Raw genomic sequence first — 23196 nt, 5'->3', positions numbered from 1 at the left:
TAATGGCTAAGATGGCAACCCGGAGTGAAAAGCAGCAGCGTTCTTTTAGTGGCTTGATAAAGCCATTGAAATGGGCTGTTGGCTTGCTTGGGGGAGCCCTCGTTGCAGCCGGGTTAGTGTTCGGAGGTATATGGGTGGTAAGCCTGAATACTGACAATGTTTTCCCGATTAATAAGGTAGAGCTTCGTAAGCAACAGTACACCCATGCTTTGGGCGTTTATGAAGTCTTACGCTCTATAGAGGACCGTGGTTTCTTTACCATGGATATGGCTTTAGCTGAAGAGAAGCTGCTACAGCTACCGTGGGTTAAAAAAGCACAGTTAAGAAAAATCTGGCCTGATACCCTACAGGTTGTAGTGACTGAGCATCAGCCTATGGCTTACTGGGGTGACTCAGGTGTTGTTTCTCGATTTGGCGAGGTTTTTTATCCTGTTGAACTGCCGAACGCTGACTGGGTAAAGCTGAGTGGTCCTGACAATATGGCAAAAGACCTGACTGAATTATTGCAACTGTATCAGGAGCAGTTGTTACAGAAAAATATGGTGATAGAAAAAATGGAATTAACCCAGCGAGGAGCAATAGATCTAGTGCTAGCGGAAGGGTTAACAGTACGTCTGGGGAATGTACACGTAGAAGAACGCATAGAGCGATTTTTACAGTACATCGATAGTGTAAAAGAACAAAAAGATGCCAAATTGGCATATGTGGATTTGCGATATCAAAATGGTATGGCAGCGCAGTGGGTAGATAATAAAACGTCAGTCACAAGTGACGGAGGCAGTAGATAAGGCTATGTCAAAATCAACAGAGAAAAGGTTAATTGTAGGGCTCGATATTGGCACATCCAAAGTGGTGGCCATCGTTGGTGAGGTCGGGGCCGACGACACAGTCGATATCATTGGTATCGGTTCACACCCCTCTCGTGGCCTGAAAAAAGGAGTGGTAGTAAATATTGAGTCGACTGTTGCTTCCATCCAGCGAGCGGTTGAAGAAGCTGAGTTGATGGCCGGCTGTCAGATCCACTCAGTTTACACCGGGATTGCTGGTAGTCACATTAAAAGCCTCAATTCGCACGGTATCGTTGCCATCAAGGATAACGAAGTAACACAGAGTGATGTAGACCGTGTCATTGATGCCGCTAAGGCAGTAGCTATTCCGGCTGACCAAAAAATAATGCACGTATTACCGCAAGAATTTGTTATTGATAACCAAGAGGGTATACGTGAGCCGGTAGGCATGTCAGGGGTTAGACTTGAGGCAAAAGTCCATATGGTCACAGGAGCAGTTAGTGCCGCACAAAATATCACTAAATGTGTTGCGCGATGTGGTCTGGAAACAGAGGACGTAATTTTAGAACAGTTAGCGTCGAGCTACTCGGTGTTAACTGAGGATGAAAAAGAGCTCGGTGTTTGTTTGATTGATATCGGCGGGGGAACTACTGATATCGCAATATTTACTGGTGGCGCAATTCGTCACACTGCGGTGATACCTATTGCGGGAGATCAGGTAACTAACGATATTGCAGTGGCATTGAGAACACCGACGCAGCATGCCGAAGATATCAAAGTGAAATACGCCTGTGCCTTACGTCAGCTGACCAATCTGGATGAAACGATAGAAGTTCCTGGGGTGGGTGAGCGTCAGCCACGTCGGGTTTCGCGTCAGATTCTGGCAGAAGTAGTTGAGCCGCGTTACAGCGAACTGTTTGAGTTGGTTCATGCTGAAATTCGTCGCAGTGGATTTGAGAATTTAATAGCTTCGGGCATGGTCATTACAGGTGGCGGTTCGAAAATGGAAGGATTGATGGAGTTGGCAGAGGAAGTATTCCATATGCCAGTTCGTCAGGGTTTGCCACAACATATCAAAGGTTTGGTAGATGTGGTTCGTAATCCTATTTATGCCACGGGCGTTGGCCTCTTGATCTATGGTAAACAGGATCTGGGGCATCACCGTGAAAGAAATGTAACTGGTTTTAATGGGCTCTGGGAGCGCATGAAAAGCTGGTTTAGTGGATTTTAATTGCTGATAGATAGACGTTTATTAGCGATTAAATGTGAAGAAATTACTTAACGCTATGAACACTCATTTTAGAGAAGGCTTAAGTAAAAATTTGGCTAAACAATCGAAGGGGATATAGTTATGCCTAATATGTTTGAACTAGTAGATAGCTGCCAGAACAGTGCAGTAATCAAGGTCATTGGTGTTGGTGGCGGCGGCGGTAACGCTGTTGAGCACATGGTAAAAGCCAACATTGATGGTGTGGAATTCATTTGTGCCAATACGGATGCACAGGCATTGGACTCTTCCAGTGCAAAAACAACCATCCAGATCGGTCAAAATATCACTCGCGGTTTGGGTGCGGGTGCGAATCCTGATGTAGGTCGGCAGGCAGCACTGGAAGATCGAGAGCGCCTGATGGAAGTCTTACAAGGGTCGGACATGGTCTTTATCACAGCCGGTATGGGCGGTGGTACAGGTACTGGAGCGGCACCAGTTATTGCTGAGATTGCGAAAGAAATGGGGATCCTGACCGTAGCGGTAGTAACTAAGCCATTTAAGTTTGAGCGCAAAAAGCGTATGAATCTGGCCGAGAATGGTATTGATGAGTTACGTAATGTTGTGGATTCATTAATAATCATTCCTAACGACAAGTTGGTTGCTCAATTTGCGGGACTACGCCTAACAGAAGCATTTGCATCGGCAAATTCAGTATTGCATGGCGCAGTACAAGGTATAGCTGAGCTGATTACTTGTCCTGGCTTAATTAACGTCGACTTTGCTGACGTTCGTACCGTTATGGCCGAGCAAGGTCAGGCGATGATGGGTACTGGTATTGCTTCAGGTGAGGGGCGAGCTCAAGTTGCTGCAGATATGGCGGTTGCAAGTCCATTATTGGAAGACGTTGATCTGGCAGGAGCTCGAGGTATCTTGGTAAATGTCACTGCAAATGAAGAGTTTACTATTGATGAATTCTCAGAGGTTTGTGAGGTAATAGAAGAAATTGCTCACGAGGATGCTATTGTAGTAGTTGGTACTGCAATCGATGACTCTATGGGTGACGAAATGCGTGTCACTGTAGTGGCAACTGGTCTGGGTCAGGAAGCGGGAATGCGTCTGGTCTCTGATAACAAAGAGAAACAAGTTCGCAAGCCAAGTGGTGAGCTGGACTTTAATAAACTAGATGTTCCACCTGCAGCACGTAAACAAGCCGGAGTGGATGAGTCTACGGATAACTCTACTCAAAAAGTAGCAGTGGGAAGTGATGTTGATAACTTCCTGGATATTCCTGCATTTTTAAGAAAGCAGGCTGACTAGGCTTGGTGTTGAACTTACTTGATACAAACAGGATGTGAAGTGCTAAACGTTAAAGGTTTAATGTTCAGATACAGTGACATTTAAAGCCGTTATGACGGTTAAAGAGTCAAGGAGGCCATCCCTTCGAGCCTCCTCAGCTCTCCTTGCTCTGCATTCAGTGCAGATTAAGGCGGTAGCAGGAAAATAGGGATACTGTGAGAATTTTCTTGGAAGAGGAAAATTCAAACAATTGTTCAATTAATGTTCAAAAATTGTTCAAACAGTAGAAATATTGTGGTAATATGCGCTAAAATTTTGCTATCTTCCACCTAAATTCTTGATTTTTCAAGAAGTTGGAGAACACTGAATGATAAGACAACGTACGTTGAAAACAACCATTCGCGCCACTGGCGTAGGTTTACACACTGGAGATAAAGTGTATTTAACCCTACGACCAGCTCCAGTGGATACAGGGATTGTGTTCCGACGCGTTGATCTAGACCCTATTGTTGAAATAGATGCTAAACCTGAGAATGTTGGTGATACCACTCTTTCTACCTGCCTGGTGAAAGATGGAGTGCGTATATCAACTGTAGAACATTTACTGTCTGCAATGGCAGGATTAGGCCTGGATAATGCCTACATTGATGTTTCGGCACCCGAAGTTCCTATAATGGATGGTAGTGCAAGTCCATTTGTATTCCTGCTGCAATCTGCAGGAGTAACAGAACAGAATGCGCCAAAGAAATTCATCAAAATTAAAAAGAAAGTTACAGTAGAAGATGGTGATAAGAAGGCTACTTTTGAACCGTTTGATGGTTTTAAAGTTGCTTTTACCATTGATTTCGATCACCCGGTGTTTAAGAAAAGCAGTCAAACTTCAGTGATTGACTTCTCGACAACTTCTTTTGTGAAAGAAGTGAGTCGCGCAAGAACCTTTGGGTTTATGAAGGATATTGAGTTTTTACGAGCTAACAATCTGGCACTTGGCGGAAGTCAAGATAATGCTATCGTAATGGACGATTACCGTGTTTTGAATGAAGACGGTCTGCGTTATGACGATGAGTTTGTAAAGCATAAAATATTGGATGCGATTGGTGACTTGTTCCTTCTTGGACACAGCCTAATTGGCTCATTTACTGGTTATAAGTCAGGGCATGCGCTGAATAACCAGTTAATTAGAACCTTGATGGCTGATGAGTCTACGTGGGAGCTAGCGACTTATGAAGACGCTAAAGCTGCACCAATTTCATACATTATGAACCCTGCGTTATCAGTTTAATTAATATTTAAAACATAATAAAAAGCGCAGGTTAGCTTCTGCGCTGATGCGTTTTTCATTGACTTGGCTTGGTTTTTATCTGAATATTAGCTAATGAATAGTGGCCTTTTTTTCTTAATTTGGCCAACAATTCAGAGGAGAAGTAGCGAAGTCGTGTACTCCATACCGCACTTTCAGCGGTGATGATAAGGCTAGTCTGGTTATATTCAGACACCATGCAACGGCCTTTCAGCTCTTCAGGAAGGAGAGATTGTACACTTTCGTTGATGGATTGTAGGTTGTTGGATTGCTTCAACAACCCACGAAGCAAGCCTTCGGGCTTGTCGAGTATGTCAGCCACGGACTTGGCTCGGGAAGGACGCTTCATAAGCTCATATTTCTGGGCTAAGTTTGGGTCGGTCTACTATTGTAAGCCGACGAGGTTTAATTTGTCATCCTAAACAACGTTGTTTGCTGAAGTAATCAGCAGAATATCGAGATGACTTGAAAGACTTTTGGTTGATTATGCGAATTACGATTATTAAAAGTGATCAGAAAGGAATCAAGGCAGTGGAGTTAGGAAGGCAAAAACTGATCGTGACCTGCGTGCTGAGTGTTATCAGCGTGTTGGGCATTATTGCTGCTACTTTTTACTCCACCAAGTGGGCTCTTCAGCAGGACTTAGTCAGCGAGTCCGCAATCCAGAAGTGGCAAATTGAACTCTCTCAACAAAAACAAGAGCTCGAAAGAGCAAAACGTTTATCCGAAGATAAAGTCCAGGCCCTTTCAAGCCGACTGGCTTCCATGCAGGCCCATATTTTAAGACTGGATGCTGCAGGCTCTCGGTTAGCTGAAGAAGCTGGAATTAAAGATGAATTTGGTTTTGGTGAAGCACCTGCCATAGGTGGTCCAAGTGAAGACGTTACGGCTGATAAGGCTACATATAATGACGTTGCCTCATCTCTTGACTCGATTCAGAGTTCTATCGAAGCTAAAGAACAGCAGTTGTTCGCATTAGAGTCTCTATTACTGGATAAGAACATTAGCGCAGAACAGCAAATTTCAGGCCGACCAGTCAACTCGGGCTGGTTGTCCTCTCCTTATGGGTATCGTGCTGATCCTTTTACCGGCAAGCGAGCTTGGCATGCAGGCATCGACTTCTCAGCCTTAGCTGGCTCAGATGTAGTGGCGACAGCTGCGGGTGTTGTAACGACTGTGGAAAGAAAAGCCGGTTACGGCATATTCATTGAAATCAGTCATGGTGACGGTTACACCACACGCTATGGTCATAATAAAGCAGCGTTGGTAAAAAAGGGTGATCTGGTACAAAAAGGCGAGTTAATTGCAAAAGTTGGTAGTACAGGACGTTCTACGGGCCCACACGTTCACTATGAAATAACTAAAAATGGTAAACGGGTAAACCCTTGGCGATACCTTAAGCAATAAACCGATTGAAATTATCAAGCCGAGCTCAAAGCTCGGCTTTTTTTGTGAATGGGGCTATGGAAATGTCCTGCCTTAACATTGAATTTTTTAGGAATCGCCCCAATAAGTCGAAAATACCGCTCGAAAAACCGTCTAAGTCGTTTACAGCCACTAGAATATCGGTACAATCGAGTGCTTAATGATAATTCCATAAGTTGTCACCACAAGGTTAATAGAGCTTTGTAGCGAGTCGGAATCATAGGTGTGGCAACTTTTAACTAAATAAAAGAACTAACAGCATGAGTTTCCTTAGCAAAATATTCGGCAGTCGAAATCAACGAACTATTAAGCGTATGAGTAAGCTGGTGGACATGGTCAACCAGCTTGAATCAGACTTTGAGTCCTTGAGTGATGATGAAATTAAGGGCAAAACCACTGAATTCAAGGAGCGTCTTGAAAAGGGTGAGAGTCTGGATGATCTGTTGCCAGAAGCTTTTGCAGCGGTAAGGGAGGCAAGTAAGCGTACCCTTGGCATGAGGCACTTTGATGTGCAGCTGATTGGTGGTATTACACTCCATCAGGGGAAAATCGCTGAGATGCGAACGGGTGAAGGTAAAACTCTTGTGGCAACTCTGCCCGTTTACTTAAACGCTCTAGCCGGAAAAGGTGTGCATGTTATTACAGTGAACGACTATCTGGCGAAACGCGATGCTGAATGGATGGCTCCTGTTTATGACTTTCTGGGTATGACGGTTGGAGTTATTCTTTCGGGCCAAACTCACGAGCAGAAACAAGAAGCCTACTCATCTGACATTACTTACGGAACCAACAATGAATATGGTTTCGACTACCTTCGTGACAATATGGCGTTTGAAAAAGAACACCGAGTCCAGCGGGAATTAAATTTTGCGGTAATTGATGAAGTCGACTCAATTTTGATTGATGAGGCCCGTACGCCCTTGATTATTTCAGGTCAGGCTGAAGACAGTTCCGAAATGTATCGCGCCATTAATCAATTAATCCCAAAGCTGGAGGTTCAGGATAAAGAGTCTGAAGAGGGTGAAGAAGACACTGGGGATTATACAATTGATGAAAAAGGCAAGCAGGCGAATCTAACTGAAAAAGGTCAAGAGCGTGTTGAAGAGTTGTTGCGCACTAGCGGCCTGTTGCCAGATGGCCAGAGCTTATATAGTCCAGCCAGTATTATGTTACTGCACCATGTGAATGCTGCTTTACGAGCTCATACCCTATTTAAGAAAGATGTGGACTATGTCGTAAAAGATAATGAAGTCGTAATTGTTGACGAGCATACAGGACGGACAATGCCGGGTCGTCGCTGGTCCGATGGTCTGCATCAGGCTGTTGAAGCCAAAGAAGGCGTTAACATTCAAAATGAGAACCAGACATTAGCATCAATTACCTTCCAGAATTACTTCCGTCTGTACAATAAGCTGTCCGGTATGACAGGTACAGCTGATACGGAAGCTACTGAAATGCACATGATTTATGGTTTAGAGGTTGTTGTTATACCGACCAATAAACCAATGCAGCGTCAGGATTTGCCAGACCTTATTTACCTAAGCAAAGAAGAAAAATACGAAGCGATTATTGAGCAAATCAAAGAACTTCAGGATAAAGGTCAGCCCGTCCTTGTAGGTACCGTATCGATCGAGTCGTCAGAGTTGATTTCAAGCGCGCTTAAAAAAGCTAAGATTAAGCACCAGGTACTGAATGCTAAGTTCCACGAGAAGGAAGCTGACATTATCGCGCAGGCAGGTCGTCCGGGAGCCGTAACCATTGCAACCAACATGGCAGGCCGTGGTACGGATATTGTCCTGGGAGGTAATCTCCAAGCGGATTTATCTGCGCTAGGTGAAAATCCATCTGAAGAAAAAATTGAGAAAGCCAAAGAAGAGTGGCAGAAACGCCACGACCAAGTTCTTGAGGCAGGTGGTCTTGCGATTATCGGTACCGAACGTCATGAGTCACGTCGAATTGATAATCAGCTGCGTGGCCGTTCTGGCCGTCAGGGTGATCCGGGTTTAAGCCGTTTTTACCTATCGCTTGAGGATGACCTCATGCGTATTTTTGCTTCAGATCGTCTGGGTATGATGATGCAGCGACTCGGCTGGGAAGAAGGCGAAGCGCTGGAACATAAGATGGTGTCTCGGGCTATTGAGAATGCGCAGCGTAAAGTTGAGCAACGTAACTTTGATATGCGTAAAAACCTTCTTGAATACGATGATGTCGCCAACGATCAGCGTCGCGTTATTTACGAGCAGCGTAATGAGCTAATGGAATCTGATGATATTAAGGAAACCATAGAAGATATGCGTTATGACGTGGTTCAGGATGTCATTAGTCAGTATGTTCCGCCTCAGTCCATCGAAGAAATGTGGGATATTCCGGGGCTGGAGCAACGTCTTGAGCAAGATTTCGCAATTGAGCTTCCGGTTCAGAAATGGCTGGATGAGGATGATAAGTTTGCAGAAGAAGAGCTTCGGGAAAAAATATACCAAGAAGTTCAGAAGGCTTATGACGAGAAGGAAGCGTCTTTACCTGAACCAGGTATGATGCGACAGGTTGAGAAGCAGGCAATGCTTCAGCATCTGGATATGCACTGGAAAGAACATCTTGGGAATATGGATCATCTTCGCCAAAGTATCAATCTTAGAAGCTATGCCCAAAAGAACCCTAAGCAAGAGTATAAGCGTGAAGCGTTTGAGTTATTCTCAAGCCTTCTGGATAACTTAAAGCATGATGTAGTTACCGTTCTGTCAAAAGTTAAGTTCCGTTTGCCTGAAGAAGTAGAAGCTATGGAGCGTCCTAAGCAGGATGCCTCCCAAATGAATATGCAGCATGAATCAGCTTCTGCAATGCCAGCGGATCAGGCCAGCCATACTCAACGTCAAGCTGAGACGTTTGTTCGTGAACAACCTAAAGTTGGTCGTAATGAACCATGTCCTTGTGGTTCAGGTAAAAAATATAAACACTGCCACGGAAAAGCTACTTAAATAAGTCATGAAGATAGTCAGGGTCGCGGTCGCGGTAGTTATTATCGCTGACCGCGTTCTTATCGCCAAGCGGGCCACCCATCAGCACCAAGGTGGATTATGGGAATTTCCTGGCGGAAAGATTGAAGCTGGGGAAGAACTGGAAAGTGCGCTGAAGCGAGAGTGCAAGGAAGAGCTTGATATCGTCCCCTCAATAATCAAACCTTTAACTGTTATAGAGCATACATATCCTGATAAAGCTGTTCAGCTTAATGTATGTATTGTACCTGATTACCTGGGAGTGCCCCTGGGCAGGGAGGGGCAGCCATTACAATGGTGCCGCCTCGAAAAACTTTCTTCCTACGAGTTCCCTGAAGCTAATAAATCCATAATAGAGCTATTACAAAACTAATCTTGCTCTTTAGCCAGCTCGCTAACTGTATGAGGGTCTAAAGTCTGGCCTGCAATTTTGTGGCTTTCGCTGGCCCACTCTCCTAGGTCGATGAGTTTACAGCGCTTGCTACAAAAAGGCTTATAGTCATTACTTTTCGTCCAGGCAACAGCCTCAGAACACGTTGGACATTTGACAATCATGGGTTGAGTCATTGGATAGCCCTATTTCTAAAAACTAGGTAAAGCGTATCATACCGATGATGGCAAAAAAATCGATACCAAAAGAGATAAAGCAAGGATGAAGTCCGTGTTTTTGAGGGTGAAAAATTATAAAACAAAGAGATAGAGTCATGGGTAGGTTCGCTTTAGTTAAACTTGTAAAAAATTGAGATAAGAAAAGTTTGAAGTGACAAATTTTGTCACTAAAGTCGTTAAATGGGTGCATTTTTAGCAATATTAGGGCTTGATTCGATGCGGATGTGCATACAAATGTGACTTAAGTCATTGTTTTAATTATGTGTCGAATTTTTTTACAATAGATAGTTGCTATCTTCCAATCGGAAAGTTATATTGATTTACAGAGTTTGTTCTTGTGTCAGTTTATGTTTACTTGCTTGTGCAATTTAAATGTTTTGACGACAAAGCTGAGGGAACACAAGGTTTCTTTACATGAACTGATCAGAATAAACTTCTAAAACTTTATTTGCAAATTATGATAGGAGAGAGTCTCATGCAAACTAAAAAACAAGCGGGTTTTACCCTGATTGAATTGATGATCGTTGTTGCGATCGTAGGTATCTTGGCTGCAGTAGCTATCCCAGCTTACCAGGATTACATCAAGCGTTCTAAAGTATCTGAGTTAGCAGCAACTCTAGCTGCATGTAAAACGTCTGTAGCAGAAACGTATGCTTCTAATGGTAATAATATTGCTTCTATCGATACAGCGAACTCTGGTTGTAACACAGACGGTTCTCAATACACACAGAACTTAACTGTTGGTAGTAGTGGTCCAGGCGTTATTTCGGTTCAAGCTACTAATATCGCAACTGACGTTAATAATCTTACTTTAACATTGACCCCACAGTTCGCAGGTGGTGCTGGTACTGCAATTAGTGGCTGGACCTGTGGTGGTACAATTCCTCCAGAGTATAAGCCTGCTAACTGTCGTTAATCTTGAGTAGATAGACAAGTAGGAAGCGGGCTTAGCCCGCTTTTTTTATGGTTAAGTTAATGAAAAAGAATAAATATCTAACTACTGCAACACTCTTTTTTACTATTCCCATACTGTTCTTTGATTGGACTGAGGTCAATACCGGGGGAGGGCTTGGCTTCATTCGTAACAACTTGGCTTGGGCTGTTATCATACTTTTAACCTGTAAAGGTTTGCTCTACGTACTTTCAAAAAGGAAAATAGTTTTACCTAAAGGGTATCACTATATTCTTTTTGGTTGCTTATTCGCGTTATTTCCTTTTTTGATTAACACCTCTAAGTTACCCGGTAGCACGATAACGTTCTTACCCTTTGCTCTAATAGGGTGTGTTCTTGCCTATTTTGCGCTTCTCCAAATTGAGGGCTGGGGTAACAAGAAAGATAAACTGTTGCTTTTAATTGTAGTCGTCGCACTTGTTGAGTCAATTATTGGATTTCTACAACTTTTTAATAGCCTAATGATGCAGTTAACCGGCAATATTGATGAGTACAAGTTAATAATGATAGATGGTACTTTCAATCAGAGAAATGTTTTTGCCAGTTTTATTAGTACAGGACTGATAATAGGGATATATATATTCAGTCGGGGGGGCTCTTTACTCAATAGTAAAATTATAAATAATTTGATAGTTAGCCTTTTTATTATTGGAAGCTTTGTAATTGTATTAACAACTTCTAGAACCGGGGTATACTCTCTTATTCTAGGTGTAGTTGTAATGAGTATAGCTATACCAGTCGATAGGAAAATACTAACAAAAGCTTTATTACCTATCGTAATCAGCTTTCTGTTAGGGGTTGCATTTAAAAGTACTATTTTTACAGGAAATGATAAAGGCATTTCTGATACTAGTAGTCGAAAATTAATATACAGCACAACTATTACTGCAATTAAGGAGTCCCCGGTTCTTGGGCATGGACTAGGTAGTTTTGAAAAAATCTACTTAGAAACTTTAGCTAAGAAGTTGAATCAGAGAGGTGTAAGTTCTGACGATATTAAAAGACCAGAAAACTTAACTCATCCACATAATGAGATACTATATTGGGGAATGCAAGGCGGTGTGGTATCTATTTTTGGTTTGCTAATTATAATCCTAGGCTTTTTGATTAGTATTTGGTCTGCTGGGCTAAGAAAAAACTTAAAAATACTCTCTATGCTGATCCCAATTGGGTTGCACTTAATGGTAGAGTTGCCTTTTTATATTTCTGGTGTACATATTTTATTAACTTTATTCATCATTTCCTATCTTGTAAAAAGTAATGGGCAGGTTAGGAGTTATAAATTTAAAATTCTCCAAAATCGTAAGGGTAATAAAGTTTTTGGTGTATTTGTCTCGGTAGTTGGGTTTGTAGCAATAACGTTACTTTTACTCAATAGCTACTCACTACACCAAGTTGCCAAATTTGAAAATGCGCTTAATCGTTCTGAGCTTCAATTAAGTAAGGCTAGTGTAAAAATTGGATGGAAAGATGCTTATGATGCTCTTTTATTGAGGCATAGAGCTAACATAGCTGTTAAACAGGGTGAAGAAATGCCAATACGCGACTATCTAACTTGGTTAGAAAAGCAAATTAAAATATCTCCGAGACTACAGTACTACTTTAATATTTATTACTCTTATCAAATATTAGGGAATGAAAAGAAAGCAAATAATGTAAAACAACAAATTCAATACCTTTTTGTGGGAGTAAAAGAAGCTGAGGAATGGCTTAAATTGCAGAGAAAGGTTAAGGTTGCAGATTGACATGGAAAGCTTTTTAATCAAGTATATAGGAAGTTAAGTTAAATAAAATTATGATCCGGAATATATAATGGCGTTAGTTGAAACAGGTTTGACGGGCTTAGCCCACATGCTGGTAGCAGAAGGCCTTATTGAAAAAGATAAAGTTAGAGAGGCAATTGAGCGAGCCAAAGAAGAGAAGGTTGGGCTTATTGACTGGCTGGTTAATGCTGGCTGGGTGGAAGGAAGAAGTGCCGTAAAGGCACAGGGAGTTAATTTCGGAGCTCCTTTTTTTGATGTCTCTGCATTAAACGTCGAAGACTTACCAAAAGATATCATTGACCTGAACATGATGCGAAAGCATCGTGCTATCCCTTTATTTAAACGTGGCAGTCGCTTGTTCATTGGTGTTTCCGATGCGACTAACCTTAAAAGTTTGGAAGAAATTCGATTCCAGACGAACTGCTCGATTGAGGCTGTACTCGTAGAGCCTTCGAGATTAGACACACTTGTAGATAAGTTGATTGAAGAGAAAGAGAATGAGTCTCTGTCTGATTTTGATGACGCAGACCTTGATAACATTGACCTTGATGCGGTTGATGATAGTGAAGCTTCCGATGTAGATGAAGGAGCTGAAAAAGATGATGCTCCAGTAGTGAAGTTTGTTAAGAAAATGCTGGTTGATGCTATCCGTAAAGGGGCATCCGATTTGCACTTCGAGCCATATGAAAAGAAGTATCGTGTACGTTTCCGTATTGATGGTATGTTACACGAAGTTGCAAGCCCTCCTATTCAGTTATCAGCACGTATTTCTGCACGCTTGAAGGTTTTATCAAATTTGGATATCTCTGAAAGGCGGGTTCCTCAGGATGGCCGTGTAAAATTAAAGCTTTCAAGAACCAAAGCTATTGATTTTCGTGTGAATACTTTGCCGACTCTATTTGGTGAGAAGATTGTAATGCGTATTCTTGATCCCTCCAGTGCAATGTTAGGAGTGGATGCGTTAGGTTTTGAACCTAAGCAAAAAGAGCACTTTATGACTGCTATCAATAAACCTCAGGGAATGGTTTTGGTTACGGGGCCTACAGGTTCGGGTAAAACGGTAACCCTATATACTGGCGTGAATATTTTAAATGATGAGCATAAAAATATTTCGACAGCTGAGGACCCGGTAGAGATTAACTTGGCTGGTGTTAACCAGGTCAACGTTAACATAAAAGCTGGATTAACCTTTGCTTCGGCTCTGAGAGCATTTCTACGTCAGGATCCGGATATTGTACTGGTGGGTGAGATCCGAGACCTTGAGACAGCTGAAATTGCTATTAAGGCATCTCAGACGGGTCACTTAGTACTTTCCACACTACATACAAACTCTGCACCTGAGACATTAACTCGTTTGGTTAATATGGGCGTAGCGCCTTTTAATATCGCAACCACTGTTAACTTGGTTGTTGCACAGCGATTAGCCAGAAGACTGTGTGAGCATTGTAAGAAACCTTCTGAATTACCAGAAGAAGCGTTACTGGAAGAGGGCTTCACTAAAGAAGAGCTGAACGAACTCACAGTTTACGAACCTGTAGGTTGCGATAAGTGTACATTAGGTTATAAAGGTCGTGTAGGTTTATTCCAGGTAATGCCAGTATCCGAGGCAACTGGAAGAATAATTATGGAAGGTGGAAACGCGATTGATATCGCAGATCAGGCCAAAAAAGAGAATATTCCTGATTTACGGAGAGCTGGGTTAAACAAAATTAAATTAGGGGCTACCAGTCTGGAAGAAGTTAATCGAGTGACGCAAGATTAATATAACCGTCACTTGCTAGGCACCGATGTAGCTCAGTCTGAGAAATATAGTAGATTCCTAATTGTGTTACTATAAGCGTTACATTATTGAATCGATAATTTCAATTTGAACTAGCAGGTAAGAAATATGGCGACAGCAGTTAAAAAGCGTGGGGCAGCTGCGAAAAAACAAAAACTAAAGAACTTTCAGTACAAAGGAGTAAATAAACAAGGGCAGAAAGTAAGCGGTTCCATGCCCGCCGAGAGTGCTGATGCTGTTAAAATGCAGCTTCGTAAACAGGGTATTACCCCGAAAACCGTTAATGCTGAGTTATTTTCTTTTGGTTCAAGTAAAAAACCAATTAAGCCGGTTGATATAGCAGTTTTCTTGCGTCAATTAGCAACCATGATGAAAGCGGGTGTGCCGCTGGTACAGTCCTTTGATATTATCGGTAAGGGGCATGAGAATGCCAGTGTCCAAGACTTGGTGCAAAACATTAAAGAAGAAGTTGAATCAGGTAGTCCCTTTGCAACAGCATTGAGAAGCCATCCTAAGTATTTTGATGACTTAGTTTGTGATTTGATTCATGCTGGTGAGCAGTCGGGCACACTGGAGCAAATGCTCGATCGTATTGCGACCTATAAAGAAAAAACGGAAGCACTGAAGTCAAAAATTAAAAAGGCAATGATGTACCCTACAGCAGTTATCGTCGTTTCTATTGCGGTGACGGCGGTATTGCTAATATACGTTGTACCAATGTTTAAAGATTTATTCTCTGGAGCTGGAGCTGATTTGCCGGCACTTACAGCCATGGTAGTAGGCGCTTCTGAGAGTATGCAAGCCAACTGGTATATATACTTTGGAGTACTAATTGCGATAGTCGTTGGGTTCTCCCAAGCTAATAAGCGTTCCAAAGCCTTTAGAGAGGCGAAAGACAGATTCTTGTTAAAGGTTCCCATTTTTGGACCCTTAGTTCAAAAAGCGGCTGTAGCACGGTATGCACGTACATTAGCCACAACTTTTGCCGCTGGTGTACCCCTGGTTGATGCCTTGGATTCAGCTGCAGGTGCTGCTGGTAACACAGTTTACAAGAAAGCTATTATGAAAATTAAGGATGATGTAACTAGTGGTTTACAGATTAATATGGCAATGACTTCAACTGGTGTGTTCCCTAATATGGTCAACCAGATGGTTGCTATTGGTGAAGAGTCAGGTGCCGTGGATACCATGCTGTCGAAAGTTGCAGATATATATGAGGCTGAGGTTGATGATGCGGTTGATGGATTAAGCTCCCTGATCGAACCTTTCGTAATTGTATTTATCGGCGGCCTGGTAGGTACTATCATTGTGGCGATGTACTTACCAATCTTTAAACTGGGTGATGCATTCTAGAAACAATTAATATTAAGAAAAATTATGATTGAATTATTATCTTCTAACCTGCCTTTATTGGCAGGTTTTGTTTTTGTACTGGGTTTGTTATTTGGTAGTTTTTATAATGTTGTTATTTATCGTCTTCCTACCATTTTGAACCGTGAGTGGCGCGGAACTGCAACTGAGATATTGACTGAGGCAGGCTGTGAAGTTAACTGTCCGGATGATAATACTAAGGAAACATTTAATTTAGTTACACCGCGTTCGAAATGTCCTAAGTGCGGTCATAAAATTTCAGCCTTTGAAAATATTCCCGTGTTTAGCTGGATATTCTTGGGTGGCAAATGTCGTTCCTGTAAAAGCCGAATATCATTTAGGTACCCTTTTGTCGAATTGTTGACTGCTTTTACGTTTGCAGTGTGCGCCTGGTCCTTTGGATTTAGCTGGTTAACGGTCTACGCAATCCTGTTTACTTCATTTTTGATCATTGGTAGCTTTATTGATTATGATCATAAGATACTGCCGGATCAGTTAACTCTTCCCCTGGTCTGGGTCGGTTTAACTATTTATTTGGTAATTCCTGGAGAGCTACTACAATCAAGCTTTGCTCCTAATCTTTCTTCCGCAGTAATTGGAGCATTGTGCGGTTATCTCGTTCTTTGGTCTATTTATTGGTTGTTTAAATTGATAACTGGAAAAGAGGGGATGGGGCACGGTGACTTTAAGCTACTTGCGGCAATTGGTGCTTTTGTAGGAGTTAAAATGCTACCGTTGGTGATTATCCTATCCACAGTGACTGGTGCGGTATTAGGAATCCTAACAATGATAATCAGCAAAAAAGGCCGTGATCATGCCATACCATTCGGTCCATTTTTAGCCATTGCCGGTTGGATTACCCTGATTTGGGGAGAACCATTAACCCAGTTTTATCTCAGTCAACTTGCTCCTTAGCTTGGAAGCGGCATGACGCTTCATATCGTTTTAACTGGAGGAATTGCTAGCGGGAAGTCTGCGGTTAGCCAATTTTTTGAGGAGCTTGGCATCAAAGTTATTGATGCCGATATTTTTTCAAGAAGCGTGGTGGCCAAAGGTTCTGCTGGATTAAAGGCAATTTCCGAACATTTTGGCTCTTCAGTTCTTTTGGAAGATGGTACTTTGGATCGTTCCGCGTTAAGGGAAATAGTCTTCAGTAATCAAAGTGCCAGGCAATGGTTAAACCAATTGCTTCACCCGTTAATTCGTGCCGAAATGTCTGGCGCTAGAAAGGCATCTGAGCAGGCAAAGGAGCTTTATACCATCAATGTTATTCCTTTGTATTATGAAACAATACATGGCACCGAGGAAGAAAATAACTACCACAGGGTTATAGTGGTCGATACTCCTGAAGAAAAACAGCTGGAACGTTTAATGAGTCGCGATAACAGCTCTAAAGAGCAGGCTCGAGCTATATTGGCGAGTCAAACGGGTAGAGAAGAGCGTTTATCAATAGCAAATGATGTCATTCAGAATAATTCTGATTTGCAATCATTAAAACAACAAGTTATAAAACTAGATAGCGTTTACCGTGAACTAGCAAGGAACTAAACTCAATGAGTGAGTCGGGTGAGTCCATACTATATGAGCATCCCCTGAGCGAACAAGTTCGTACCTACTTACGCTTAGAGCGGCTATTTTCCATCCAGTTACATTTGCGTGAGCAGGACTCTAAAATCTGTCATGTCACTGCTTTACGGAATTTATGGGAAATTCTTGATTGCCTCGACCGTGGCGATATTAAAGGTGAATTAATAAAAGAACTTGAAGCTCAGCGTATTCACTTTCAGCAATTGAAAGAAAGCCCTTACATTGACAGTTTGAAACTACAGCGATTTCTTGAGCAGCTTGAGCAGTTACTGATTTGGCTTGGCAGTTACCAAGGAAAATTCGGTTTTAACCTCCGTACAGACCGTTTTATAGAAATGTTAAAAAACCGAATTCGGATGCCGGGTGGAACTTGTAGTTTTGATTTGCCGGAGCTGCATCTGTTCCTAAACAAGCCATTTGACTACAGACAAAATAAGTTTATCGAATGGTTTGCACATTTGGAGGGATTAGCTCAGTGTATAAAAATATTGCTACGATTATTTCGAGAAAACAGTGAGTTTGAAACTGTCAATTGCCATCAGGGCGTTTATCAAAGCCATTTATCAGATAAGCACAACCCTCAGCTTATCAGAATCCGCTTACCAATTGATGCAAAATATTACCCTGAAGTCAGTGGGTCGAAGCATTACTTCAGTATCCGTTTTATGGAGCCGAATGAAGCTGAAGTAAAACCTGTTACATCGGATTTTAGTTTTGAACTGGCAATTTGCTGAACCAGTTTAATCTTTATGCTTAAACTTGATCTTGGCTGGAGCATTACAAATCAAGCCTTAGGGATAAATCCACTGCTCTAAGATTCTTGGTCAGCGCCCCCACTGATATGAAATCAACGCCTGTTTCTGCTATGTCTCGTAATGTTTCCAAGGTAACATTTCCTGAGGCCTCGATTTTGGCGGTATGTGAATGCATCTTGTTGATGGCAACACCAGTGCGCATATCATCAATACTAAAATTATCTAACATAATGACATCAGCCCCGGCATCAAGAGCCTTATCCAGTTGTGAGAATGTTTCGACTTCAACCTCAACTAGCAAGTCAGGATGATTCAATCTAGCCGTGATCACAGCATTTTTAATTGAGCCACAAGAGATGATGTGGTTTTCTTTGATCAGGAATGCGTCAAAAAGGCCCATTCGATGGTTTTTACCGCCTCCGCAATACACAGCATACTTTTGTGCTAAACGCATCATAGGTATGGTTTTGCGGGTATCTAGTAGCTGACAATTAGTTCCCTTGAGCTCGCTGACATAGCGGGCCGTCATGGTAGCTGTTCCTGATAATGTTTGTAAAAAGTTCATTGCGCTGCGTTCAGCGGTCAAAATTTTGCGAGCGTTGCCTTCTATTTCACATAGAGTGTCATTCGCTGAAACCTTTTCTCCATCCTCACACTGCCAGCTTAATGATATTGAGGGATCAAGTTTTTCAAACACGCGGTTGAACCAGTCTATACCGCACACTACCGCATCTTCTCTTGTTATCAATCGGCCTTTAGCAACTTTATTTTCTTCGATGAGTTCGGCAGTGACATCTAGTCCATTCAGTCCATTTAAGTCCTCTTCTAAGGTTCTATTAACTTGGAACTCAATGTTGTCTTTAAGTTGTTTCTGATAAGGAATATCAATCATAATAGCCGTACTCTTTTCACAGATTTTGAAGAATGGGTTTCCATTTTCTATGTGTGGTATTGTAATCACAAACTCAGGCTTTAGGAATAGTATGGCAGTAACAACTGAGCAATTTTGTTTAAACTTACATAACGGTCTAATTGAACAGGCGCGTCAATCAACCTGTCCCCATTATGATGATAGAGAGTGTGACGATATAGATTTACTCGTAATTCATAATATTAGCCTACCTCCTAGTCAGTTTGGTGGACCTTATATTGATCAGTTTTTTGCGGGGTGTCTGGATCCAGAAGTAGATAGATTCTTTAAGGAAATTGCCGGAATTCGAGTATCTAGTCATCTTTTAATTCGTCGAGACGGTGAGTTAGTTCAATATGTTCCATTTCACAAGCGCGCATGGCACGCTGGCGTATCGAGCTTTAATGGTCGAGAGAAATGTAATGACTTTTCTATTGGTATCGAGCTGGAGGGGACCGACGAAATACCATACGAGGATATACAGTACGAAGTATTGGCCAAAGTCACCAAATTATTAATGACTGCTTATCCTAAAATTACTCAGGATCGAATTACGGGGCACTGTAATATTGCTCCAGGTCGCAAAACCGATCCCGGTCCTGCTTTCGACTGGGAGCATTATTTTAGGTTTCTCCCCGACTTTGAGTAACAGCTGAACATCTACGATAGTCTATGGTATAACAAACATGTGCATCGACAACTAACGATAAAGGATGAAAACAATGGCACTGCTAGCATTGGTTATAGCAATATTAATCGAGCGCTATTACCACAGTAATCAGTCTACTACCCGTGACAAACTGAGTAGCGATAATTGGTATTTTAGTTACTCCAGGCTATTGAAAAAAACTTTTGGGGATAAGTCCTGGTACCGTGGCTGGGTACGTGAGTCTGTTGAAGTTTTTATACCGACTATCGCTATATTTATCCTGTTTAAACTTTTTGATGATGGGTTCATCGCATCTTTGATCGTACTTGCTTTAATGGTTCTGATATTAGTCCACGCTTTCGGTCCACAGCTGCCTAGCAAGCAGCTTGAAAACTTCTTTAAAGCACTTGAGGATAAAGATGATCCGCAGGCCGCTTATGAGTACGCAAAAACTTACACCGGTAAAGAAGCCGATACTGAAGAGCAAATGATAAAGCAGGTAACTGATAGCATTTTTTATAACGTGGAGAGTCAGTACTTCAGTGTGGCAATCTGGTTTGTATTTCTTGGTCCTGCAGGGGCACTGTTATATAGAATGCTGCTTTGGCAAGAACAAGAAGCTTCTCTTGGAAATGTGGGTAAGAAAGTATTGTACTTTATGGAATGGGTTGCTTGCCGGGTCTCAGCCTTATGTTACCTACTGGCGGGTGATATGGCGCATGGTATTGATAAGATCAAAAGTGAGTATTTTGATCTCGATGTCTCAGGTAAAAAACTACTGATCGACACCGCCGTAGCCAGTATGGGCCAGAGAAGCACGGAAAATGGTGTCGCATCGGAAAATCATTGTGCAATATCCCTTTCACAAAGATCCGGGGTTATATTATTCGCTGTGATTGCTATAGCGTCTTTACTGGGTTGGACTTTTGTCTAAATAGCTAACACATGTTAATTATGGTAAGGCGTTTCATTTAGGTCAGACCAGTAAGCAAAACTGCTTGGTTTTTGCCCGAAACGGTATCTTTTTCAGGACATTTTGACTAAGATGATGGCTTTGTGAAAAGCAATGAATATAGTTAACGCATGTTAATTAAATGATGTGCGGCTGTCATTAAGGCGATAAATATGTCTGAGAACGATTTAAAACAAAATGCATCAGAAGCAGATGTGGACCCAATCGAAACCCAGGAGTGGATCGACGCACTGGATGCAGTCATGGCAGAAGAGGGTGTCGAGCGGGCGCACTTCTTATTAGAAAAATTAGTAGCGAAAGCACGTCGAGCTGGTGCTAATTTACCGTTTGATTTAACAACGGCTTATCTAAATACTATTCCTCCATCGCAAGAAGCTCATATGCCTGGCGACCAGGAAATGGAACGTCGTTTGCGCGCCATTATCCGTTGGAACGCAATCGCCGTTGTATTGCAGGCATCAAATAAAGAATTAGAGCTAGGTGGGCACTTATCCAGTTTTGCTTCGAGTGCAACCTTATACGACGTAGGTTTCAACCACTTCTTCAAGGGTAATAACGAAGACAAAGGGGATCTGATTTATTACCAAGGCCACTCATCACCAGGTATTTATGCTCGAGCCTTTCTTGAGGGCCGCTTAACCGAAGACCAATTGAGTAACTTCCGACAGGAAGTTGATGGAAAGGGCCTGTCATCATACCCTCACCCATGGCTAATGCCTGAGTTCTGGCAGTTCCCAACGGTATCCATGGGGCTTGGTCCAATTCAGGCCATTTACCAGGCACGATTCTTAAAATATCTTGAAAACCGTGGTCTTGCTGACACCAAAGGTCGAAAAGTATGGGCCTTCCTGGGCGATGGTGAGATGGATGAACCTGAATCTTTGGGTGCTATCAGTCTTGCTGGCCGTGAAAAATTGGACAATCTTATCTTCGTTATTAACTGTAACTTGCAGCGTCTTGATGGGCCGGTACGTGGTAACGGCAAAATCATTCAGGAGCTTGAAGGTGAGTTCCGCGGTTCTGGCTGGAGCGTGCTTAAGGTTATCTGGGGTCGTTACTGGGATCCATTACTAGCCCGCGATACAGAAGGACGTCTACGTAAAGTGATGGAAGAGACAGTAGATGGTGAATACCAGAACTGTAAAGCAAAAGGTGGTGCCTATACACGTGAACATTTCTTCGGCAAAGATCCAAAGCTCAAAGAAATGGTCGCCAATATGTCTGACGAAGACATCTGGCGCTTGAATCGTGGTGGTCATGACCCACACAAGGTTTATGCTGCTTACCATAAAGCGGTCAATACAGAAGGCCAGCCAACAGTTATTTTAGCTAAGACTGTTAAAGGCTATGGTATGGGCTCTTCTGGCGAAGGTAAGAATGCAGCGCACCAGGTTAAGAAAATGAATCTGGAAGCTTTAAAGCACTTCCGTGACCGATTTAATGTCCCTATTCCAGATGACAAACTGGAAGACGTTCCTTTTTATCACCCCGGTGAAGATAGCCCTGAAATTAAATACTTACACGAGCGTCGTGAGAAACTCGGCGGTTATCTGCCATCTCGTCGCGCTGAGTCTGACAGTATTGATATTCCACCTCTGGAAGCATTTGAGGCTTTATTGAAGTCAAGCGGTGACCGTGAAATTTCAACAACTATGGCATTCGTTCGTGGTTTAAACGTATTGCTAAAAGATAAGAGCCTGAAAGAGCGTATCGTTCCGATTATTCCAGACGAAGCTCGTACCTTTGGTATGGAAGGCATGTTCCGCCAAATTGGTATCTACTCATCAGTGGGTCAGCTTTATGATCCGGTGGATTCGGATCAGATCATGTACTATCGAGAAGATAAGAAAGGGCAGATCCTTGAAGAAGGCATTAATGAAGCTGGAGCCATGTCGTCATGGATTGCTGCCGCAACCAGTTATTCAAGCAATAATTTGCCAATGATTCCTTTCTACATTTTCTATTCAATGTTTGGTTTTCAGCGCATTGGTGACCTGGCATGGGCAGCTGGTGATATGCAGGCTAGAGGCTTCCTTATTGGCGCAACGTCTGGCCGTACTACACTGAACGGGGAAGGATTGCAGCATCAGGATGGCCACAACCACCTGATCTCAGCGACAATTCCGAACTGTGTCAGCTACGACCCAACTTACGCCTATGAAGTTGCCGTGATTGTGCGAGAAGGTCTGCGTCGTATGTATAAGAATCAGGAAAATGTGTTCTATTACATTTCAACATTGAATGAAAACTACGCGCATCCAGAAATGCCCGAAGGTGCTGAAGAAGGCATTATTAAAGGCATGTACCAATTGAAAGCCAATAAGTCGCGCAAGAAAGCTCCACGTGTACAGCTCATGGGTTCGGGGTCAATATTACGAGAAGTAGAGCACGCAGCTGAGTTACTGGAAGAAGATTTTGGTGTATTGGCTGATATCTGGTCGGTTCCAAGTTTTACGGAGCTACGCCGTGAAGGCATGTCAGTTGAGCGTGAGAATATGTTGCATCCAGATAAGAAAGCGAAGAAGTCTTACGTTGAGAAGTGTCTGGAGAAACAAAAAGGTCCGGCTATCGCAGCAACGGACCATATCAAGTCTTATGCCGATCAGATTCGTAACTTTGTACCCATGAGTTACACGGTTTTAGGAACTGATGGTTTCGGTCGTTCAGATAGCCGTGAAAACTTACGTCGATTCTTTGAAGTTGATCGTTATTATGTTGTTGTCGCTGCGCTAAAGGCGTTAGCTGACGACGGCGAGATTGATGTTAAAGAAGTCACTAAAGCGATTAAGCGTTACAACATTGACGCTGATAAAGCTGACCCAGCAACCCTATAAT

20 protein-coding genes are annotated in these 23196 nt (G+C 42.4%); 17 read left to right on the top strand and 3 right to left on the bottom strand.

The features are described 5' to 3' along the window. Positions 1–2: 2 nt before the first annotated feature. The 4 genes from KS2013_RS08850 (at position 3) to lpxC (ending at position 4576) form a co-directional block, all read left to right on the top strand. Positions 3–788 carry a cell division protein FtsQ/DivIB gene (locus KS2013_RS08850; protein WP_068992679.1) on the top strand — a complete coding sequence of 262 codons (786 nt, stop codon included), beginning with the start codon at positions 3–5 and terminating at the stop codon, positions 786–788. Positions 789–792: 4 nt separating this feature from the next. Then, complete coding sequence (ftsA, locus tag KS2013_RS08845; protein ID WP_068992677.1) at positions 793–2019, top strand: cell division protein FtsA; 1227 nt, start codon at positions 793–795, stop codon at positions 2017–2019. Positions 2020–2139: 120 nt separating this feature from the next. After that, positions 2140–3315, top strand: a complete 1176-nt coding sequence (gene ftsZ, locus KS2013_RS08840; RefSeq protein ID WP_211267760.1) for a cell division protein FtsZ — start codon at positions 2140–2142, stop codon at positions 3313–3315. A gap of 346 nt (positions 3316–3661) precedes the next feature. Beyond that, positions 3662–4576 (top strand): UDP-3-O-acyl-N-acetylglucosamine deacetylase, encoded by a 915-nt coding sequence (gene lpxC / locus KS2013_RS08835; RefSeq protein WP_068992674.1) that lies wholly within the window; start codon positions 3662–3664, stop codon positions 4574–4576. 55 nt (positions 4577–4631) lie between these two features. On the opposite strand, the gene KS2013_RS08830 is transcribed toward lpxC, so the two are convergent. Then, the gene (locus KS2013_RS08830; RefSeq protein WP_068992671.1) at positions 4632–4943 is read right to left on the bottom strand and encodes a DciA family protein; all 312 of its coding nucleotides are present in this window, start codon (positions 4941–4943) and stop codon (positions 4632–4634) included. A gap of 137 nt (positions 4944–5080) precedes the next feature. Here KS2013_RS08830 and KS2013_RS08825 point away from each other — a divergent pair, with 137 nt between their 5' ends. The 3 genes from KS2013_RS08825 (at position 5081) to mutT (ending at position 9385) form a co-directional block, all read left to right on the top strand. Further along, complete coding sequence (locus tag KS2013_RS08825) at positions 5081–6001, top strand: M23 family metallopeptidase (protein WP_068992669.1); 921 nt, start codon at positions 5081–5083, stop codon at positions 5999–6001. Positions 6002–6279: 278 nt separating this feature from the next. Continuing rightward, a complete protein-coding gene (gene secA / locus KS2013_RS08820) occupies positions 6280–8994 on the top strand; it encodes a preprotein translocase subunit SecA (protein WP_068992665.1) in 2715 nt (904 codons plus the stop codon). Between the two features lie 7 nt (positions 8995–9001). Next, the gene (gene mutT, locus KS2013_RS08815; protein ID WP_068992662.1) at positions 9002–9385 is read left to right on the top strand and encodes an 8-oxo-dGTP diphosphatase MutT; all 384 of its coding nucleotides are present in this window, start codon (positions 9002–9004) and stop codon (positions 9383–9385) included. Here mutT and yacG read toward each other — a convergent pair. Then, positions 9382–9579 (bottom strand): DNA gyrase inhibitor YacG, encoded by a 198-nt coding sequence (gene yacG / locus KS2013_RS08810; protein WP_068992659.1) that lies wholly within the window; start codon positions 9577–9579, stop codon positions 9382–9384. The genes mutT and yacG overlap by 4 nt on opposite strands. Positions 9580–10096: 517 nt before the next feature. Between yacG and KS2013_RS08805 the strand changes: the two genes are divergently transcribed. The 7 genes from KS2013_RS08805 to zapD all read left to right on the top strand — a co-directional run bounded on the left by KS2013_RS08805 (position 10097) and on the right by zapD (position 17808). Beyond that, positions 10097–10537, top strand: coding sequence for a pilin (locus KS2013_RS08805; protein ID WP_068992656.1), 441 nt, complete (start codon positions 10097–10099; stop codon positions 10535–10537). 59 nt (positions 10538–10596) lie between these two features. Continuing rightward, entirely contained in the window at positions 10597–12318 is a 1722-nt protein-coding gene (locus tag KS2013_RS08800; RefSeq protein ID WP_169816866.1) for a PglL family O-oligosaccharyltransferase, read from the top strand. Between the two features lie 67 nt (positions 12319–12385). Next, complete coding sequence (gene pilB, locus KS2013_RS08795) at positions 12386–14098, top strand: type IV-A pilus assembly ATPase PilB (protein WP_068992651.1); 1713 nt, start codon at positions 12386–12388, stop codon at positions 14096–14098. A gap of 126 nt (positions 14099–14224) precedes the next feature. Further along, a complete protein-coding gene (locus KS2013_RS08790) occupies positions 14225–15469 on the top strand; it encodes a type II secretion system F family protein (RefSeq protein ID WP_068992648.1) in 1245 nt (414 codons plus the stop codon). 24 nt (positions 15470–15493) lie between these two features. Then, complete coding sequence (locus KS2013_RS08785) at positions 15494–16402, top strand: prepilin peptidase (protein WP_068992644.1); 909 nt, start codon at positions 15494–15496, stop codon at positions 16400–16402. Positions 16403–16414: 12 nt separating this feature from the next. Beyond that, positions 16415–17035 carry a dephospho-CoA kinase gene (gene coaE, locus KS2013_RS08780; RefSeq protein WP_068992641.1) on the top strand — a complete coding sequence of 207 codons (621 nt, stop codon included), beginning with the start codon at positions 16415–16417 and terminating at the stop codon, positions 17033–17035. Positions 17036–17040: 5 nt separating this feature from the next. After that, positions 17041–17808: a cell division protein ZapD gene (zapD, locus tag KS2013_RS08775; protein WP_068992638.1), complete on the top strand. Its 768-nt coding sequence runs from the start codon at positions 17041–17043 to the stop codon at positions 17806–17808. 43 nt (positions 17809–17851) lie between these two features. Here the strand turns inward: zapD and nadC are convergent, their stop codons facing one another. Beyond that, on the bottom strand, positions 17852–18721 hold the full coding sequence (nadC, locus tag KS2013_RS08770; RefSeq protein WP_068992635.1) for a carboxylating nicotinate-nucleotide diphosphorylase: 870 nt from the start codon (positions 18719–18721) through the stop codon (positions 17852–17854). Between the two features lie 91 nt (positions 18722–18812). Between nadC and ampD the strand changes: the two genes are divergently transcribed. The 3 genes from ampD (at position 18813) to aceE (ending at position 23195) form a co-directional block, all read left to right on the top strand. Beyond that, on the top strand, positions 18813–19388 hold the full coding sequence (gene ampD / locus KS2013_RS08765; protein ID WP_068992632.1) for a 1,6-anhydro-N-acetylmuramyl-L-alanine amidase AmpD: 576 nt from the start codon (positions 18813–18815) through the stop codon (positions 19386–19388). Between the two features lie 73 nt (positions 19389–19461). After that, complete coding sequence (gene ampE, locus KS2013_RS08760; RefSeq protein WP_068992630.1) at positions 19462–20322, top strand: regulatory signaling modulator protein AmpE; 861 nt, start codon at positions 19462–19464, stop codon at positions 20320–20322. A 191-nt stretch (positions 20323–20513) separates the two neighbouring features. Further along, entirely contained in the window at positions 20514–23195 is a 2682-nt protein-coding gene (gene aceE, locus KS2013_RS08755; protein ID WP_068992627.1) for a pyruvate dehydrogenase (acetyl-transferring), homodimeric type, read from the top strand. Position 23196 lies beyond the last annotated feature (1 nt).

The sequence above is a fragment of the Kangiella sediminilitoris genome (genome assembly GCF_001708405.1).
Taxonomy (GTDB): domain Bacteria; phylum Pseudomonadota; class Gammaproteobacteria; order Enterobacterales; family Kangiellaceae; genus Kangiella; species Kangiella sediminilitoris.
The sequence above is the reverse complement of the archived record's forward strand: the minus strand, read 5'-3'. Positions and strand labels throughout refer to the sequence as shown.